Genomic DNA, 19,457 nt, shown 5'->3' on the forward strand with positions numbered 1-19,457 from the left:
GGCTTGTAGTCGTCTAATTAAGGTTAACTTAGAGAAGAAGATAAGCCATGATGCCAAGAACAATTTAATATAGAGTTGCGTTGGGCTAAAGTAAAGACTACTGCCGTTTGGAATTATTGTTTACTTTTTGTTTCCGCTAAATGAATACAATAGGAATAAAAGCGCAAACCATAACGGCGTCATCAATACAGATAAACGGGTTGCTTGAGCAAATAACATAATAATTAAAATCAACACAAACAGTGCCAGTACTGCATAATTAATAAATGGCGTGAATGGCGCTTTGAACGTTGACTTTTTTCGTAAATCCGGGCGTAATTTAGTATATCTTATATGGGAAACTAAGATGATGCCCCAAACCCAAATAAAACAAATCGCGCTAATGGTCGTCACAATGCTAAAAGCCTGTTCTGGAATCAGTTTACTTAAAAGAGCTCCAATGGAAACTACAACCGTAGATGTAAGCAAAGCAGCACTTGGCACATGATTTTCATTCAATTTAGCAAGTCTGGCTGGTCCCTGTTTATGTCTGCTTAAATTATATAAAATTCTGCTCGTTGAAAATAATCCACTATTACAGGCTGAAGCTGCTGAAGTTAAGACAACAAAATTGATAATTCCTGCTGCGACTGGAATACCCACTAAACCAAACACCTGAACAAACGGACTGCTCGATGCATTTAATTGATCCCAGGGATTAATGCATAAGATGACGAATAGAGCCCCCACGTAGAAAAATAGAATTCTCATCGGAATTTTATTAATCGCAGATGGTATACTTTTTTTCGGATTAGCTGTTTCCGCTGCAGATACTCCTACTAATTCAACTCCGACATATGCAAAAACAACCATTTGAAATGAAAGTAAGAAGCCGGATATCCCATTTGGAAAAAGGCCCCCATGTTCCCATAGATTTTTGACAGAAACAGTTCCCGTATTGGTTTGGAATCCAATAACCAGCAAAATGATCCCTACAATGATTAAAGCAAGAATCGTAATCACTTTAATTAATGCAAACCAAAACTCTAACTCTCCAAAAAGCTTAACTGTGAGTAAATTCAGCCCCAATAAAATGATTAAACAGATTAAAGCAGGTACCCATTGAGGAATATCGAACCAATACTGCACATATACACCAACGGCTATAATATCAGCCATCGCTACCATTATCCAGCAAAACCAATACGTCCATCCAGTTACAAAACCAGCCCATGGTCCAATATAATCCACGGCAAAGTCCGTAAATGACTGATAACCTGCATTTGATAGAAGCAGTTCTCCCAATGCCCTCATGACAAAAAACACTGCAATCCCTACGATTAAATAAGCAAGCAGGATAGATGGACCCGCTAATTGAATCGCCTTACCTGAACCTAAAAACAATCCGGTGCCAATCGTACCGCCGATTGCGATTAATTGTACATGCCTATTTTTGAGATCCCTTTTTAACTCTTGCTGTACCACGGTACATCCCCCCATGTTGTTTGTTAATCGTTCAGAAAGAATTTTTCCAGATCAATCTTTTTAGAAATAAAAAAGAGATTGGAAATACTCCAATCTCTTAGGCGTCAGAATAATAAATAGCGCTTTATTATCCTCGTCAGAATAACAAACCGTATTTTATTACACTTCTGTCCTTTTGCCTGAGATTGTGAACCCTTCGGCGTCGCAAAAATTTGCGATCTCTCCAGAAACTGCTCCTGCTAAAGTTTTCCCCCTAACAATCATCGCATGTTTATTTGATTATAATGATGAACGAAGTAGATATCGGTGCCTTGTTCATCTTTTTTACATTTATATTATTATACTATAATTTATTTTTAAGGGAAACGGAAATTACGAAATTTATCGAAAAATGACGAAATGGAAAAAGAAGAAACCTTCCAAGATGATTATTTTTGAATAATAGAAACGAACGAAACAGCTCAAAAAGTGAAAAGGTGGGCATCTTGCTGCATTAATTCGGCCAACACCCCGTAAATGTTTATTTTTCTTAATCGGTGAATGGTTTGAAATCCGTATTATTTCGCCATAATGGATAATGTGCAGAATCAACCTAACATAGAGATTGCAGCTAATCATACATAGTGCAGGTGGTTCTCATTAAAAATATAAGAGGTGATCGTATGACTTTACAGCGCACGTTTATCATGGTCAAGCCTGATGGGGTGAAACGAGGGATAATCGGAGAAATCATCAAACGCTTTGAGCAAAAAGGGTTTACCTTGTTAAATGCAGAGCTTATGACAGTTGACCGAACTAAGGCTGAGTATCATTATATGGAACACCAGGACAAACCATTTTTCGGAGAATTAGTGGAATTTATTACATCTGGTCCTGTTTTTGCAATGGTCTGGGAAGGGGAAAATATCATTGAGGTATCCCGCCTCATGATAGGCAAGACTAGTCCGTCAGAAGCACTGCCAGGTACAATTCGCGGCGACTTTGCAAGTACAAAAGAAGAGAATGTAATCCATGGCTCAGATTCTCTCTTAAGTGCGGAACGGGAAATTGAAAATTTTTTTAGCCTGCTGAAAAAACGCAGCTTAGAGGATGATTTTCCTTTCGAAGGCCGACAATCTGTTTAATGCCTTAAAAAAATCCCCTTAACAATAAAGCTAAGGGGATTTTTTTGAAATAGCCATAACCAGATTCAATTAGTTGTGTCCAACTCATAAAATGAACTTATATTTTAAATCTATTCAATAAATTCCTCAATTCTTCGGCGAATTCGGCAGTTTTTTCAATGGAAGCAGTTATATCCTGGATAGAATATAACTGCTCCTCTGAAGAAGAGGCAACTTCACGGATGTATTTGGTCGATTCTAAAGATTTCTGTGAGCTATCATTTATTACTCGTTCCACATCTTCCACCTTGGAAAGCAGGTTTTCAATTTCAATAAATATCCGGTCTACTTCATTCGATGACTCATTGGAGGAACGGTATACATCTTGTAAACTTCCATTTACATCTTTTAGTTGATCCATACCAGTTCGAAATTGGCTTGTTCCAGATTCCATTTCCTTAACCGCATTGGCAGTTTCTGTTTGTATTTCGTTTATGAGTTCATAAATTTGTTTAGCGGATTGAGCAGATTCCTCTGCTAACTTTCTGACTTCATCAGCCACAACGGCAAATCCTTTTCCTTGTTCGCCGGCTCTCGCTGCTTCAATTGAAGCGTTTAATGCAAGTAAATTGGTTTGTTCCGAGATTCTGGTGATCATTTCTACGATATTGCCAATTTCGGATGAACGATTTCCTAATTTCCTTACAATCCCGGATGAATGCCGAACAGAATCCTGTATATCAGACATTTGAGCCAGTAATGAAATAACTTGCTCATTCGCCTTCTCAACTTCTTTGTAAGATGTCTTTGTTTTCTCAGATACCAATAAAGAATGATCTTTAATCTCTGATACACTGTGTGTAATCCCATTCATGGATTGCAGATTCTTTTTGTTTCCTCTTTCTTGTTCCGTAGATATTTCTGCTGCGATTTGAACATTCTTTGTAACGACACCGGATAATTGAACCATTTCCTCAGCATGGTTTGATAGGACAGAAGTGTTTTCTGCTACAACATCCCCTTTATGGAGAATACCGCCAAGTAAATCCTGCAAACTATCTATCAGCAAATTAAAGCTATTTGCCAGTTGCCCAATTTCATCTTTTCTCTTTATGTTTAATCTTTGAGTTAAATCCCCTTCATTATTTGCCAATTCTTCTATTTTATCATTGACTTCTTTTATTGGTTTTAACGATCTGGAATTTATAACATAACTTATAATGGCTCCTAGCAGAATAAAGGCAACTGTAATCATGACAAAGTAATTCAATAATGAATGTGCATCAGCAAAAGCTTCACTTGTTGGAACTGAAATCATAATGCCCCAATCCATCTCTTTTGCTTTGCTATAAAAAACCAAACTGTTTTCCCCGTTAAAGTTTGTTTCGATTACGCCTGTTTTACCACCGATACTTTTTTCAACCAATTTAGCCAAATCACTATTTTTATAATCTGAAATTTTCTTATTAAGAATATCCTCTTTTTTTTGACCTGCAACAATGGTGCCATCGCCCGTAAAGACGGTAACATATCCACTTTCTCCTAATTTTATATCAGTTATTATATTCATTAGACTTTCGATTTGATGGCCGCCTGATGCCACTCCGACAACTTCTCCATTATTACCGAATACTGGTGATGAAGATAATACAATCGGTGCTCCATTTAAACTAGGGGATGCCGAAGGAACTGGATTATATGTTTTTGTAAGTTTATCCATACCGCCCTTATAGTGTTCAAAATCACTAGCTGGTATTTTATTTCCGCCCAAATATAAGAACCCTTCAGCACTCATAAAGGCGAATGCATCCGGATTATCCATTCTTTTGGCTATTCCAGCACCTAAAGCATCTGCTTTTTTAACGTTACCCTTTTTTAATTCATCCGCTTCAGCTATGTATTCCATTGTTTCCTGTTTACCTTTTATCCATATATCTATATTCGCTCTTACCGATTTAAGCTCGCCGTAAGCTTGATCCTGGAATCTTTCATATAGAAAGTCTTTTGCTTTCATATACCCAAATGCAGAGATACTTATCATGGATAACGTAATTAATAAACTGATAATAATCGTATTTTTAACAACTAACCTCACAACAACGCCACTCTCCATATTCTTATATAACTTCCTATTAATCTGCACATCTAATGCAGTCGTACTGTTATCTGTGATTTCCTTAATATTGGATCATGGACAACTACTCAACACGGATTTAGTCCTTTAGTTTCAACAACTAACAATACGACATAGTAAGATTATCCTATCCGTTACTCTAGTGTCCAATCTTCTTCAGCCTCGTATTTCGTCCATTCAGCAACAGCTTTTACCCTTTCATTTAATAATTTCGTCCTTTTAGCCACAATTTCAAGTAATGTATATTTAATTTGTGATATTTTTTCCCGAATCATATCGCAAGTTCGAACAACATTCGGGCATATCAGGCTTTTTTATTTGGCCATTTTAATACAATTTTTGCAACCACTTCACCAATGGATTGTATGAGGAACATTGACAGAAAGTAGTACAAGTTTATCCCATATAATAAGCGGGGAGGACATTGTCCTCCCCGCTTGTATTTACTTCTTTTTACTTACAACGATTTTGGTAGATTTGCTCTTATTTCCTGATTTATCGATTGCGGTAACTGTAATAGCAGCTCCCGCTTTTTGCGGCGGCACGGATACACTGAAAGAACCGCTTGTTTTTGCCACAGTTTTGTATGTTTTCTTGCCTGCCACAACAACAATCGTACTGCCTGCTTCCGCTTTTCCCGTAATGATTCTGCTTGTATTCGCGATAGCCTTTACCTTAGGTGCAGCCGGGGGTGTAATGTCTTTTACAACGACTGTTGTACTAAAAGTATAGTTTTTAGTCTTCGCTGTTAATCGTGTTTTCCCCGCACGAATCCCCACTATATAGTTGCCTTGTATTGAAACCATACGCGGGTCAGCAGCTGTGAAAGTAAAGTCATCCAAAGGGAAATGTTCTTTACTGCCATCATCGTAAAATCCATAAATACTTATTTTTGCCTGGCCTTTTTCATTCATTGTTATTTGTTTAGAAGAAAAAGCCATATGCGTTAACTCTTTTACAGGTTGTGTCACTTCCACATCGAGGCTTGCCTCAATTTTTTTATAGGCTGCTGTTAATGTCACCTTTCCTTCTTTGCGCGGAATGATAGTGTCTCCATTAACTACAGCTGTTTGAAAATCTGAAGTTGTCCATTTAACATCGGAAGATTTCAATATTTTCTTTGTGTTGTTGCTATAATTTGCAATTACTTTTACTGAACCTTCCCTATTAAGCGGAATGGATGTATCATCAACTTGAATGGTTAAGCTTGTAATTGTTTTAGCCGCATCCGAAAGATCCATCATTTCAACGTCCTCATGGCCAGCTGCAGCAATGAATTTTAATGAGGGATCTACCTCCATATCTTGAATATAGGTGCTGTCGCTCTTTGCGAGTAATTCGCCGGTTAATGTGTCATAAACATAGGCGCTATAACCGTCATTTGTAAATAGGAAAGACCCATCCTGGCTGAACTGGACCTTTTTCCAGTAGGAGGTTTCTCCGAATTTAGATGGATCGTTTGGAACCCTACTAAATCCATTATCCACTTGAAAAACATTTGGATATGAAGTTGAGCCGGCAACATAAAGGGATTCTCCATCAGGAGTGAACGTAAGGTCCACTGGATAGCTGTAAGATCCACCTTGTACAACACCAGAAATGGTTTTCACTTGTTGACCCGTTTTATAATTTCGGACTTGGATTGTGTTATTCCTTAATCCTGCAGCAACGAACTGTTTAGAAGCTAATACCGACAGTGATGTAACATCATCAGCATAAGTAAATTCTTGTGTTTTAGCTGCAGCTGCAAGGTCCCAAACTATGACTTTTTCATCAGAACCGCCTGAAATCAATTGTTTTTCATCTGGTGTAAATGCCAGCACATTCGCACTATACTCATGTCCCTGTAACTCAGAAATGCTGTTGGTCTGTATATCCCACAGGTAAATAGGATCATCGTAATTATTCGTGCAAACTGCTACATACCTGCCGCTCGGACTCATCTCCACAATCCTTATATCAGATGATAAGACTCTTACCATTAACTCTTTTAAAGTTGTTGTATCCCAGACGCGAACTGCGCCATCCATGCCTCCAGAAGCGAGTAAAGTACCGTCTGAACTAATAGAAGTAGTGCGTACCCAGCTCGTATGCCCTGATAACTTAGCATATACAGGTATTTCAGTATTTTCTGCTGCTAAACTAGCAGGTGCAAAGCTAAAACAAAGAGCCAAGACCAAAATTATACTTAACCACTGCCTAAATCTCCTCATATGAATCTCTCCTAGGTGAAAAAGAGTATGTACAGTGTCCAAAAAAAGGAAACTACCTTGTATTTTATAGTATAAATTATCCATTAACAACATTTTCCTTAACTGTAATTCTAGTAAGCTTTTATTTTTACATCAAATTTTCCACATCTGACTTACACCCCATCATTAAAAAAGGGTGCTTTCTCCAAATAAGAGCGGGGAAATTGTGTTACCACTTAGTGTTGTTTAAAAATTCCCAAATCATTCTATCTTTTTCGATATAATCTTAAAGCAACCATTTTATTTTCAAATAATAACGAAATTCAGGAAGTACATTTAATAAATCGGAAGAAGTCAATAATGGAGCAGACGATTAAATTATTTGATCAATATGGATTTGATAATGCGACAGTGGTTATGTGGAACACGCCCAGGGAACTTTTTATAAATAATTTTAAAAACATTCCTTGAAAAATGACATTGTGTCATGATAGAATTCCAATCAACTAGTAGAATTATACTAATTTAATAAAAATAATTAATTTATAATAACTATAAATAATAAATTATATAACTTTCAAGATACGAAAAGGCAAACCTTCTGAAAGGGAGGGACGCAAAGCGTTGGGTCTAAGGTTTCTGTGCTTGCATAGATGCTATGATCGCCAGGTTACCGAATAGCTTGTGTAGAATTTTCACAATCGATGAAAAAACGACATGGCTATTACTGTAAAGATTACAGGTATAGTCATGTTTTTTATATATGGAAAAGGAGCAATGTATAGTTTGAAGAAATCTATTATCTGCCGGAAAGGAAATAGGAATATAAAGTAACAGCAAAGTAAAAAGTTGATCCCCTTAGTACTCCACCTCCTGCTGGCAGGTTTGTTCTTATTTAAAAATAAAATAAAGTACAAGTGAATTTGGACGTGATGAAATGTGTCTAACAATAAAATTAATAGGCGATTTTTTTGAACAAACATCCCCCGAGCAAATGTTAATGCGCCAATCCGGAGGCGAATGTATAAGACCTGAGCATAGTGAGATCATTAATTCACTTAGGACACAGGCTGGCTTATCGGATCCCGTTATAAACGTATTGCTTCAATATGTATTATTGAAAAACGGTAAGCTGGTGAAAGAGTATGTTGATGAAATAACTGTACAGTGGTCGAAAAAACACATTAAATCAGTGCACGAAGCGATGTGTTTAATTCACGATGAAACTAAACCGCTTTTTTGTCAGCGGTATGGAATAAGCGAAGAAGATTTGGTTGGTGAATAGCTGAGTTATTCTGCTAACCTGCCCTTTTTTGAATAAGAAAAAAGCCACCTTATTCGGCAGCTTCGCTATGGAACTAAAGCTCTGTTAGTTGATCTATTTTATATACAAAAATTATTACATCTCATTTAGAATTAGAGCCTTTCAAAATATTACTTAATCGTTATCATCGACCATATCCATGATGGGGTGGATAGCCGCCATATCCGTGATGGGATGGATAGCCGCCATATCCGTGATGGGATGGATAACCGCCATATCCATGATGGGATGGATAACCGCCATACCCGTGATGAGATGGATAACCGCCATACCCATGATGGGATGGATAACCGCCATACCCATGATGGGATGGATAACCGCCATAACCGTGATGAGATGGATAACCACCATATCCGTGATGGGATGGGTAGCCTCCATAACCCATGCCGTAACCAGGGTAAACTCCAATTTGTCTCTCCATTATAATTCTCCTCCTTTTCAACGATAGTGTATGTGTCCATGTTGAAGGAGGAATAGACATTAGCCTATTTGTAATTGAGTTATTGGTTATTACTTTAATTACGTTATATTTATCAATCCCATTGGCGAATGTATAATTTTTCTATATGCTGATCATCAGAAGAAGAAAGAATAGGGGATTAGATGTGAAAAGAAATGAATGAAGAATTAAGAGCTAGAACAACCACAACAACTGCTCCAGTGGCTGGATGAAAATATGAAATAATTTAATCATAAATAAAATAGATATAACTGGATAAGTTAACTAAGGAATAAACTCTCCCTTTGAAAAATACCTTGCCAGCCCAATACAATCCATATCTAGAGAATATTAAAGATGAGTATTAGAGAAGATATTACCCAACACAGAGTTTATTTCTAAGATAAAGTTGAGAATCATAACCCTTTCACAAAAATTTATTCGGATAACCTCTAGAATTATAAAAAAATGAAAAAGTGCAAAAAAGGAAAAGAGCCTTCCCTCTTTTCCTTTTTTCAACTGCCCCATACCACCGGTTAAAAGAACTCAATGCAGCGTCTTATATGTCCATCTCCCACCACTTTTGTTCTTCTTGCTTCATCTGTTTCTCGGCTTGCTGAGGATAGGCGGTTCGGAATTTATGATGGTCAGCTGGAATGATTTCTACCATTTTTGCAATCATTTCTTCCGGGTCAAACTGGTTCTTTAACCCCTCTTCCGCCCTTTTTATATCCTCTTTCCTTGTGAAGTTTTTCTCTTCATCGTACCATTTCCATAGCTCTTCTGCCGCACGGTCATTAAAGCCTGTCTTAAAGTCACTGGGATTAATGGTGGCGACTTTTACTCCAAATCCTTGAAGTTCCAACTGCAGGGTATGGGCAATTGCTTCAATCGCGTGCTTTGTAGCGGCATATGGACCGCCATATGGGGATGCTAAAATTCCTGAAATCGAACTCATAAAGACGATTTTTCCGCTTCCCTTTTCAACCATCTTCCGTGCAGCTATTTGTGCTGTTTCCAAGGTTGCGAAAACATTTACCTCAAAAAGTGCCCGAAACCGGTCCATCGGCACTTCACCGAGCGGTCCTCGTTCATTAATGGCAGCATTTGCAACAAATACGTCAAAATCATACTTCTCTATCTGTTCCAGATCCAAAGGGTTCGTAATATCGACTTTAATTACCTCGATATCCAGTTTCAAGTCATTTGCTTCCCGCAGAAGGTCTGTTTTTTGAGAAGTCAGCTCTGTACTTGCAATCACACGATGGCCTTTTTTTGCCAGACCAATTGCTGCACCTCTTCCGAGCCCGGTCCCGGCACCCGTAATGAAAATTGTTTTGCCCATGTTATATTCCTCCATTCAAATAGCATGCCAATTTATTGTTCCCTATAGGACTGAAGGCAAACCGACCATTGGCAACCTTGCCGATTTTTTGCAGGTTGAATGACTTGTCACTGTTTTAAAAATAGGAGGCTGGTTATGTTTGGGGATTATATAATAAGCACGGGGCAAAGCATATATACGACCACCATGTTTTTGTTGATGAACTTGAAACTGCTATAGTTTATGATTTTGTGAAACCCATTACTTACAGGCTCTGAAGCCCACTGGACCGCGCCCAACCTGTCTAAAGCAAAATGAATTTAGATTTTTCCATCAGTGATTTAGCTATCCCTTGCTTTTTCTCAAATGGGCACGTGTTCTGTCGCTGCATCACATAAAAAGGACATATCTAACAGTTTACCTGGAAGTTGCTCTACAGAACTTCCTAGGAGCATTTACCTTGTGAAACTATCACGATTTCATAACCAAATTTGTGAGCATCCAGTTAGACCACCATAACAAAAATTCCCCCAAACTCGTGGTTCGAGGGAATATAAAACGTAATTTATTATTCATCTAAAATCCGTTAAAAAATTTTTTTCTGAAGACAAAGTTCCAATGAAATAATTAGTAGATTCCGACCGCATCAAATCCAGAATGAACTGCAGTCTCTTCCTCGCTGCCTTCACCATAAATGTCGATTGCAGACTGAACAAGGGCCTTTCGTGCTTCGCTAAAATTGGAGTTTGGAGTTAAATAAACAGTTAAAGCACGATAGTAAATTTGCCCTAATTTTTCTCTTCCAATGTCTTGACCAATCAAGTATGCTGCATGGTTTGTAATGGATGAGTTAACGTGAACGCCACCACCATCAACAGAAGTTGGCATGTTATAAAACTCGTCCATATGGTCCGGATAGACTCCGCCATTTGTACTGAACGCCCTTCTTTCCGCATTGCTGACAACCACACTGTTTGGATTGCTTAAGCTGCGCAATCTTGTTACACCATCAGCTTTAGCAGCCGTTGCCATAATATCCTCGCCCATTTCCCAATCACTATCATCAACGAGTGCACCAAAGACGTCAGCAAACGATTCGTTTAGTGCTCCAGATTGATCGCGGTATACTAAATTTGCTGACTTAGAGATGACACCATGAGTCATTTCATGGGCAGCAACGTCAAGACCGGCTGATAGAGAAATAAAAAACTCACCGTCACCATCTCCGTACGTCATCCAACGCCCATTCCAGAAGGCATTGTTGTAATTGTTACCATAGTGAACATAAGATTTAATAGCCATTCCTTCCCCATCAAGGGAATTACGGCCATGCTCATTTAGATAATAGTCATATACCTTCTCGGAATTATAGTGTGCATCGACCGCAGCTCGGTCATAGTCGCCTATAAATGCAGCAGAATTCCCAATATATAGAGTATCATTGCTGGAAATCCCATCATTTTTAGAATCATAGGTAAATATACCTTGTAGATTGTCATGAGAGTAATCAGCTAACGCAAACTTTGTTCCGGATTGCGGTTCCTTCACTTGGGTAATATGTAATTCCCTGTGATCACCATGTACACCTTTTCCAGCACCTTTTTGTGTTTTAATTTCGTCAGCATGCATTAACCCATTATACTTGTCGATAACTTCTCCCGTATTGGCATCCACAAAGACAAACCAGTTTCCAGGTTCATTCCCCATGAAGTTAACATTCACTTTATACGCTGTATAATGTTTCCCTTCGAAAGGATAAACAACCAGCTCGGTAGTTGGTTCATATGTCAGCTCTTCAGGAGCATTGACAGAGGTTAATGCTGCCTTTTGTGCTGAATCATTACTTAAAGAGGCGGTCGTGTCCACTGCATCATCGTAAATCGCCTGATTCACTCTTCCATTGACGGATACTACTTCATTATTTTTATTAAAATGAACAGTAATTTCGGATCCTTCTACGTTGACGCCATTTATTGACTGATTAAACCGGACATGAGTCATACCCAGTTCATCTTTTTGTGAGCCTTTTGCTTTTAGGTTTTTATCCGGATTTTTAATTCCGGTTTTATCTTGATTTTTCTCCAAATAATTTAATGCATTGGAGGGCGTGCTAGAAGAGAATTTCTCTGCAAATCGCTCCTTCACAAAAACAGGTACGCTTGCTTTCTGATTCCACTTCTTAGAAGCTTGTACACTACTAACCACACTCGAATTTACCGGCTCCGCAAACACACTGCTTACCGGGATAGAACCTGCCAGCAACGTTGACGTCAGAACTGCAGGAACAAGAAACTTTTTTTTCAACATCCAATACCCCCATCAATTTCCATTTCATTCATTATAATTAATGAGGTTTGAATTCACATGAATAATTCGAATTATTTAAATTTTATAAAAACATAAAAATAAAGCTAGTTAACACGTATTATAGGTATAAGGTTCCATTTGAAAAACAACTATCATCAAGAATTGTTGTTAAAGATGTGTGTTTTAATAGAAAACGATTAAAGTAAGGGTTTATCCGTAAGTTATAAATATATAGCCCTATCCATGTTTGTTAAATCGTCCATTCGTCGTGAACAATGCCTACAAGGTACCATTGGCTTCCTTTTTTTTCATAAATCAATTTTAAACTGGACCAATCCATACCGGCGTATTTTCTGGTCCCGCCAAAATAGTATTCAACCACAATGGAATTTGGGTACACCTTACGAATATTGTTAATCGTATTTCCTTTGCCTATCGGTTGATTATAACCAATCTTTTTCATACTATTATAATCCCGGTCATATATAAAATCACGATAGTACTGGTTAAACGTCAACTTAATGGGATGACCTGAGCCATCATATTCCCCCCAGTTGTAAACCTTCTTGCTGGTTGGGAGCTTTTCCAATTGGTAAGGCTTAAATACAAGGTCCGATTTTTTGTCCACATACGTATACGCTGAAAATCTAACTCCCTTATCAGGATGAATCATGGTTTTTAATTGTTTCATATTCTTGTTTTTAATAGCCTCAACCGCTGTTTTTGTTCTTTTACTCATGATTGGGTTCGCCTGTTTCGGAGACAGCGCACTAAATACCGACATTCCTATGTATTTATTTCTACATTTTTCATTGAAGATTGTGGCTCTAGAACACTCATTTGTGATCCAGATAACAAAACGGTTAATCCCAAAATAACTCCCTGTATACTCATATTTTACATCCTCGCTCTAAATAATCATCCACTTCTTTATTATTCTTGCTATATTAACCATGTCGAAGGAGAAATCAAGTTAACTCTGAAATTATTATCCTAGTTTTCTGGTATTCCCCACGGTATTGGGCCTGGTACACAAAGATTCGCAGGACAAATAGATAATACTGACCTTGCAAAAATAATCTTTGACATTCTGTAGAAATATTATCGGCTAATTGAACGAATGGAATTAAAAACAGACGGAACAGCAACGATTCTTTTACAGATTCTTGCTGTTCCGTCTGTTTAATTTTAACGCAAAGTTATCAAGGTACAGACCTCACATGCTATCGGGTGTTTAATAAAGCGCTATCTACTACTGTCATGATTTATATTACACCTAAAGTAAATAAGGCTTATTACGAAATAGAAATAGGATTGCGAATTCCTGCACAAAGATGTATAACATGCGTCTAAACAGTCAACAAATGAAGCACACAATATATTTATAGCAATTGGAAACCTGCTTTCTAAGGTAGAAGATGTGGACCGAGTCCTTTATTGTAAAAAAGCAAAAGTATGGATTGGGCATATTTTTACTTTTCCCTCAGACTGTTTTGATTTCCGTTCCCTGCTCCCTTACTCCTTGTTCTATTGCGGCCTCTATGCTTTTATTTGTGATGACGAGGTCTATCTCGCCAAGATCTGCAATATGTGCAAACGACCGTACCCCAAACTTGCTGGCATCTGCAAGAAGAACCGTCATGTCGGCAATTCCCATCATTTGCTTTTTCAATAATGCCTGAAATTCGTTGGTATCCGTCAGTCCAGTTTCGAGATGAACCCCTTTGCAAGAGAGAAACGCCTTGTTTACATGATAGGCGTTTAGGGATCGCTCTGCCAACGGTCCAACATAAGACAGTGATTGTGGCAATAACAACCCTCCTGTCGAGATTACTCTGACCTGTTCCTTTCTGCTTAGTTCGACAGCCACCTTAATTGAATTAGTCAAAACCGTCAGCAGCATGTCAGGGAGTTCTTTCGCCATATACCATGCTGTCGTGCTCGCATCCAGGACGATTTGGTCCCCCTGTTCGATATGCTTGATCGCTTCCATGGCTATCTGCTTTTTATCCTCCGCATTTGTAATTTCCCGTTCAAGATAAGAAATTTCCGATTGCTCTTTCTGAATGCTGACAGCTCCACCGTGACTTCGGCGCAGCAAATTTTCCTTCTCGAGCTTCTCAAGGTCCCTGCGGATCGTTTCCTCCGTCACAGAAAAAATTTTACTCAGTTCCGAGACTCGAATGCTCAGTCTATCATTAACCACTTCAACCAGCTTTCTTTGCCGCTCAGCTACCAGCACTTGATCCGCACCTTCCTTGCTTTCAACCTAAATTGTTTGTTTTTTCTTGTTATTTAAGCTTTTTTTTCGTTAGCTATTATAGCATATTTTTTTCAAAAAAAGAGATCTCATAAGGAACAGCAAAAACTCCAAAAGGGAATCGATTCAAGTTCCTAGTAAATAAATCTATTTACATAATATTTCATAATCAAATGCTTTAACTCTTTAAATCAGACTCTTGCCAAATTGTACTTTTTTGCGTATAAATTGTATGCTGCTTCGGTTTTTCATTAACTGACTCTTCCTTATTCTTCACCAATTTCTCCATTAAGATTTCACCAACCCGGGCTCCCATTTCATAGGAAGAATGATGAAGGGTTATAATTTTGGGAGCTTTCAAAAAAATGGTAGCCTCTGTTTCGCCATATGATGCAATATCAAGATGTTCATAATTGGATAAACCTCTTTCAGCTAGCTCGAGAAGTACTCCAAATGTCATCCTGTTATTAAAGGAAAGGATCGCTGTTGGTTTTTCAGCGAGATCAAAAAAATATTTAGCGGCCTTATAACCGGCTTCCTGGGTATAATCCCCGTGATAGATGTACTTGTGATCGACTTCGATGTTATATCTTTTAATTGCACTCCTGAACCCTTCATATCTTTCAAATCCAGTGCTGATGGATAAAGGACCGTTGACCACACCAATCTGTTTATGGCCCTGTTCAAGAAGATAACTTGTTAGCTGGTATGCTCCCTCAAAATTATCTTCAGTCACATAATCCAAGCCCACTGCTTCATTACTGAGTTGGCGGTCGACCAGAATAACAGGTATACCCGTGTTTTTAATTTTATGGATCAGTTCATCATTTTCACCAGATGGGGCAAGGACGATTGCGTCTACCCTCTTTTCAAATAAAACCTTGAGCATTTCATTTTCTTTTTCAGGGTTGTCATTGCCGCTGGAAAAAATTAAATGATAGCCGCTTTCATAGACGACGTCTTCAAGACCCTTTGATATTTTCATGAAATAGGGATTAGATATATCAGGCAATATGACGCCAATCGTTTTTGTCTGATGTTTCTTTAAACTCCTGGCGATTGCATTAGGTTGGTAATTCATTTTTTTTGCCGCTGCAAGAACTTGCCGCTTTACCTCCAGACTTGCATAACCGCTCTGGTTCAAAACTCTGGACACTGTTGCAGTAGAAACATTTAACTCCCTGGCTATATCTTTGATCGTCACATTGTTCAAAAAACCACATCCAAAGTAAGGGATTTCAAAAACCGAGAAATTTGCTTATAAAAATGAAAAGATAGGCCACTGTCTGCCTATTGATGGGAGTGGCTTGGTTCTTAACACAACTAATATTGTAACGTTTTTAAAGCAGCTTCTTTAATTCCTTTAAGACGTTTCATCACATTATTTTCTCCACGCCCAAAATATGCCTGTAAACGCACATACTCATGATAAAGTTCTTCATAAACTGCTGCATTTTCCGGTATTGGTTTATAAGATTCCTCTTTTAAGCCGGCCATGTTCCTTCCTGCCTCAACCACTGAATCATATCCTCCGTTATCAGCCCCAGCCGCTACTGCGCCGTACATAGCAGCCCCAATGGCCGGAGTAAGGGTTGTGTTTGAAATTTTGATTTCCATGTTCGTTATGTCTGCATATATTTGCATTAACAGCTTATTGCGATGCGGAAGTCCCCCACAAGCATATAGCTCATTTACTTCTACCCCATTTTTCCGGAAGGTATCAATGATTGACCTGGTTCCAAATGCTGTCGCTTCAATTAACGCTCTATAAATTTCCTCTGGCGAAGTGGACAAAGTCAACCCTATAATCAAGCCGGAAAGATCTGAGTCCACTAGAGGAGTACGGTTTCCATTATGCCAATCCAGGGCAATCAAGCCACTTTCTCCAGGTGTAAGTTTACTTGCTTTTTTCTCAAGGAGCTCATGAACAGATATTTCCCCTGCTTTAGCTTCCTCCCTAATATAAGCCGGTACATTATGTTCGACATACCAGGCAAAAATATCGCCTACAGCTGCCTGTCCTGCTTCATAGGCAAAGAGTCCGGGGATAATCCCGTCTTCTACTACCCCGCTGATTCCTTCTACAAGGACCTCGTTTTCACTCAAAAGCATATGGCATGTAGATGTGCCCATCACCATGACCATTTTTCCTGGTTCTGAAACGCCTACCCCTGGCACTCCGGCATGAGCGTCTATAATTCCCGCGCTTACCGCAATTCCCTCAGGGAGGCCCATTAATTCGGCCATGTCTTTCGTCAAAGTTCCGGCAGATGTCCCGGTCGGAACTACTTCTCCCCTTAGCTTTGTTTCATAAAGGTTCGATAACCGAGGGTCCAGCTTATTCAAGAATTCAGGAGCAAGATAGCCCTCTTTTTTATGCCACATTCCTTTATAGCCTGCTGCACAGCTATTTCTTCTGAGTTCCCCCGTCATTTTTGAGGTGATCCAATCTACAGCTTCGATGAAATAGGAGGCCTCATCATATATTTCCGGTGCCTTTTGCAGCACCTCCCACACCTTTGGCAGCACCCATTCTGAGGATATTTTCCCCCCATAGCGTTTGAGCCATATCTCGCCATGCTGCTCTGCCAGCGTATTTATCCTGGTTGCTTGATCCTGTGCGGCGTGGTGTTTCCAAAGCTTTACCCATGCATGTGGATTTCCCCTGAATTTCTCCTTGTTGCAGAGGGGCTCGAGCTGGTCATCTGTTGGCAAAATCGTGCAGGCAGTGAAATCTAGTCCTAAACCGATTATATCTGTTGGCTCAATGCCTGATTGACCTATGACCTGCGGAACAGAAGCTGACAAAACAGACAAATAGTCTTCAGGATTTTGCAAAGCGAAATCCTGATCCAATTTAACATCTAAATACGGCAGCTCTTTATCAATGACCCCGTGTTTATAGGGAGTGACATGGGTTGCAACTATATCACCGTTTGATACATCGACTAAAACAGCCCTTCCGGATTCCGTTCCAAAATCGACTCCAATCGAATATTTCTTCATCTTTTTTTACCCTCTTTCGATATCATCTCTGTTGGCCTTAACTTTTTGAAAAAACCCCTGAAAACTAATCAGGGGTTTTTATTTCAGATATTGTTAACGGTATAACGGTCCATAGGCATTGCAGGCTCTGTAGTCTGCACCTTCTTGATCTTTGGTTCCGAACATGCCCCATGCACTTGGCCTGAAGATTTTCTCTTCGCTAACATTATGCATGTTTACCGGAATTCGCAGCATCGAAGCCAAAGTAATCAGTTCATGCCCGATGTGGCCATAACTCATGGCACAGTGGTTTGCGCCCCAGCTGTTCATTACAGAATAAACATCCTTAAAAACGCCCTCTCCTGTTAGATTAGGGACAAACCAGGTAGTCGGCCAGGTTGGATCGGTACGATTGTCGAGTGTTTCATGAACCTGTTCAGGAAGCTCAACAGTGTAACCTTCAGCTATCTGAAGAACAGGACCCAGGCCTTTAACAAGATTAATTCTTGCGCAGGTTACAGGCATTTTCCCCCTGGTCAGGAAGTCACTTGAATATCCGCCTCCACGGAAATATCCAGTATTGGAAGGTCTCCAAAGGGTGGCGTCCAGGCATTTCTGTGCTTCTTCTTCTGTAATTTCCCAGAATGGTTTCATTGCAGGCTTGCCACCTTTTGTCAGCTCACCTGTGCCATCAAGAGCGGCCGGACCTGAATTGATTAAGTGAATAAACCCGTTCTCCGCCAATCCTTCCGGCTTATAACCCGTAACGCGTTCCACCGCATCAGGGCTCCAATATGTCCTTACATCGGCAAATACCTGGGCTGTATTTGTTAATAAGTGGCCAAACAGCATGGTTACTCCATTCAGACTGTCATTCTCTGTTGCAAGAATATATGGAGCGCGAATTCCATTCCAATCAAAGGAAGAATTCAGAATCGCTTCCATAAAGTCTCCATTTGGCAGGTGGTCTGTCCATTGGCGCTGGCCCTGGAATCCCCCGATTATTGCGTTATGGCCAAGGGCTTCTTCACCATAACCAATTTCTAAAAGCTTAGGATTTCCAACCATAAGGTCCCGGGCTATTAATGCCATCTTGACGCTGATTTCCCAATCCCGATCCTTTTCTTCCCTTGATCTTTGCATATCTTCCGGATTGTTGTCTGGTCCTTCCTTGCAATTTTCCTTGACCCAGCTTAATGCCCTTTCGTACTCTTCTTTATCATAAATTTCTTTATCCATCCTTCTGATGAATTCGGTGCTGTCGACATACTCATTCCTCATGCCAAGGTAGTCCTGGAAGAACTCTGCGTCAACCATGCTTCCGGCGATTCCCATGGAGACACTGCCCATTGAAAGATAGGATTTCCCTTTCATAGTGGCTACTGCAAGGGCTGATTTGGAGAATTGCAGGAGCTTTTCTTTTACATCATCAGGAATTGTTGTGTCCCCGACATCTTGGACATCCTTCCCGTAAATGCCAAAAGCGGGAAGACCTTTTTGGTTATGGGCGGCCAGTACAGCTGCAAGATAAACTGCCCCAGGACGCTCTGTACCGTTAAAGCCCCAAACCGCTTTTGGGATGTCCGGAGTCATGTCCATCGTTTCAGACCCATAGCACCAGCATGGAGATACAGTTATGGAAACACCTACCCCTTCTCTTGCAAATTTTTCTGCAGTCTGAGCCGCTTCTGCTACTCCGCCAATACATGTATCGGCAAGGACAAACTCAACCTGCTCACCATTATAGTGGCGAAGATGTTCAGACAAATACGCTGCAACTGACTTTGCCAGATTCATTGTTGTTTCTTCAAGAGATTCCCGAATGCCATTCCGTCTTCCATCAACGGCCGGCCTTATTCCTATTTTTGGAAGTTGTCCGTAGTATCTGTTTCTGATTGTTTTCATGCAAATTTCTCCTATTCGAT

14 protein-coding genes and 2 riboswitches are annotated in these 19,457 nt (G+C 39.5%); of the genes, 2 read left to right on the plus strand and 12 right to left on the minus strand.

The features are described 5' to 3' along the window. Nucleotides 1-120: 120 nt before the first annotated feature. On the minus strand, nt 121-1,464 hold the full coding sequence (locus D0466_RS16760) for an amino acid permease (protein WP_117323696.1): 1,344 nt from the start codon (nt 1,462-1,464) through the stop codon (nt 121-123). Between the two features lie 157 nt (nt 1,465-1,621). Beyond that, a riboswitch (glycine riboswitch) is annotated at nt 1,622-1,701 on the minus strand. A 425-nt stretch (nt 1,702-2,126) separates the two neighbouring features. Here D0466_RS16760 and ndk point away from each other — a divergent pair. Beyond that, nucleotides 2,127-2,588, plus strand: a complete 462-nt coding sequence (ndk, locus tag D0466_RS16765; RefSeq protein ID WP_117323697.1) for a nucleoside-diphosphate kinase — start codon at nt 2,127-2,129, stop codon at nt 2,586-2,588. A 97-nt stretch (nt 2,589-2,685) separates the two neighbouring features. Here the strand turns inward: ndk and D0466_RS16770 are convergent, their stop codons facing one another. The 3 genes from D0466_RS16770 to D0466_RS16775 all read right to left on the minus strand — a co-directional run bounded on the left by D0466_RS16770 (nt 2,686) and on the right by D0466_RS16775 (nt 6,998). Further along, the gene (locus D0466_RS16770; protein ID WP_233522684.1) at nt 2,686-4,710 is read right to left on the minus strand and encodes a methyl-accepting chemotaxis protein; all 2,025 of its coding nucleotides are present in this window, start codon (nt 4,708-4,710) and stop codon (nt 2,686-2,688) included. 125 nt (nt 4,711-4,835) lie between these two features. Then, nucleotides 4,836-4,976, minus strand: coding sequence for a hypothetical protein (locus D0466_RS22295; protein ID WP_158555932.1), 141 nt, complete (start codon nt 4,974-4,976; stop codon nt 4,836-4,838). 168 nt (nt 4,977-5,144) lie between these two features. Further along, nucleotides 5,145-6,998, minus strand: coding sequence for an Ig-like domain-containing protein (locus D0466_RS16775; protein WP_158555933.1), 1,854 nt, complete (start codon nt 6,996-6,998; stop codon nt 5,145-5,147). Between the two features lie 476 nt (nt 6,999-7,474). After that, nucleotides 7,475-7,571: riboswitch (cyclic di-GMP riboswitch) on the plus strand. Nucleotides 7,572-7,830: 259 nt separating this feature from the next. Between D0466_RS16775 and D0466_RS16780 the strand changes: the two genes are divergently transcribed. Beyond that, on the plus strand, nt 7,831-8,178 hold the full coding sequence (locus tag D0466_RS16780) for a DnaD domain protein (protein WP_117323699.1): 348 nt from the start codon (nt 7,831-7,833) through the stop codon (nt 8,176-8,178). Nucleotides 8,179-8,341: 163 nt separating this feature from the next. Here the strand turns inward: D0466_RS16780 and D0466_RS16785 are convergent, their stop codons facing one another. The 8 genes from D0466_RS16785 to D0466_RS16820 all read right to left on the minus strand — a co-directional run bounded on the left by D0466_RS16785 (nt 8,342) and on the right by D0466_RS16820 (nt 19,437). Continuing rightward, nucleotides 8,342-8,638 (minus strand): hypothetical protein, encoded by a 297-nt coding sequence (locus tag D0466_RS16785; RefSeq protein ID WP_117323700.1) that lies wholly within the window; start codon nt 8,636-8,638, stop codon nt 8,342-8,344. 577 nt (nt 8,639-9,215) lie between these two features. Continuing rightward, nucleotides 9,216-10,001 (minus strand): SDR family oxidoreductase, encoded by a 786-nt coding sequence (locus tag D0466_RS16790; RefSeq protein ID WP_117323701.1) that lies wholly within the window; start codon nt 9,999-10,001, stop codon nt 9,216-9,218. 606 nt (nt 10,002-10,607) lie between these two features. Then, nucleotides 10,608-12,284 (minus strand): M4 family metallopeptidase, encoded by a 1,677-nt coding sequence (locus D0466_RS16795; RefSeq protein ID WP_117323762.1) that lies wholly within the window; start codon nt 12,282-12,284, stop codon nt 10,608-10,610. A 253-nt stretch (nt 12,285-12,537) separates the two neighbouring features. After that, entirely contained in the window at nt 12,538-13,026 is a 489-nt protein-coding gene (locus D0466_RS16800) for a hypothetical protein (protein WP_117323702.1), read from the minus strand. A gap of 744 nt (nt 13,027-13,770) precedes the next feature. After that, nucleotides 13,771-14,529 (minus strand): DeoR/GlpR family DNA-binding transcription regulator, encoded by a 759-nt coding sequence (locus D0466_RS16805; RefSeq protein WP_117323703.1) that lies wholly within the window; start codon nt 14,527-14,529, stop codon nt 13,771-13,773. A 196-nt stretch (nt 14,530-14,725) separates the two neighbouring features. Next, nucleotides 14,726-15,760, minus strand: coding sequence for a LacI family DNA-binding transcriptional regulator (locus D0466_RS16810; RefSeq protein ID WP_117323704.1), 1,035 nt, complete (start codon nt 15,758-15,760; stop codon nt 14,726-14,728). 110 nt (nt 15,761-15,870) lie between these two features. Then, a complete protein-coding gene (locus D0466_RS16815) occupies nt 15,871-17,553 on the minus strand; it encodes a ribulokinase (RefSeq protein ID WP_117323705.1) in 1,683 nt (560 codons plus the stop codon). Between the two features lie 93 nt (nt 17,554-17,646). Then, complete coding sequence (locus tag D0466_RS16820; protein WP_117323706.1) at nt 17,647-19,437, minus strand: L-fucose isomerase; 1,791 nt, start codon at nt 19,435-19,437, stop codon at nt 17,647-17,649. Between the last annotated feature and the right edge of the window lie 20 nt (nt 19,438-19,457).

This window comes from Peribacillus glennii, from assembly GCF_003429105.1.
GTDB classification, from domain to species: Bacteria; Bacillota; Bacilli; order Bacillales; family DSM-1321; genus Peribacillus; species Peribacillus glennii.

Excerpts from the sequence above, each read along its gene's own strand:
- ndk (WP_117323697.1), top strand. The coding sequence starts at position 2,127 with ATGACTTTACAGCGCACGTTTATCATGGTCAAGCCTGATGGGGTGAAA.
- D0466_RS22295 (WP_158555932.1), bottom strand. The coding sequence starts at position 4,976 with ATGATTCGGGAAAAAATATCACAAATTAAATATACATTACTTGAAATT.
- D0466_RS16775 (WP_158555933.1), bottom strand. The coding sequence starts at position 6,998 with ATGGATAATTTATACTATAAAATACAAGGTAGTTTCCTTTTTTTGGAC.
- D0466_RS16780 (WP_117323699.1), top strand. The coding sequence starts at position 7,831 with ATGTGTCTAACAATAAAATTAATAGGCGATTTTTTTGAACAAACATCC.
- D0466_RS16785 (WP_117323700.1), bottom strand. The coding sequence starts at position 8,638 with ATGGAGAGACAAATTGGAGTTTACCCTGGTTACGGCATGGGTTATGGA.
- D0466_RS16790 (WP_117323701.1), bottom strand. The coding sequence starts at position 10,001 with ATGGGCAAAACAATTTTCATTACGGGTGCCGGGACCGGGCTCGGAAGA.
- D0466_RS16800 (WP_117323702.1), bottom strand. The coding sequence starts at position 13,026 with ATGAGTAAAAGAACAAAAACAGCGGTTGAGGCTATTAAAAACAAGAAT.
- D0466_RS16815 (WP_117323705.1), bottom strand. The coding sequence starts at position 17,553 with ATGAAGAAATATTCGATTGGAGTCGATTTTGGAACGGAATCCGGAAGG.
- D0466_RS16820 (WP_117323706.1), bottom strand. The coding sequence starts at position 19,437 with ATGAAAACAATCAGAAACAGATACTACGGACAACTTCCAAAAATAGGA.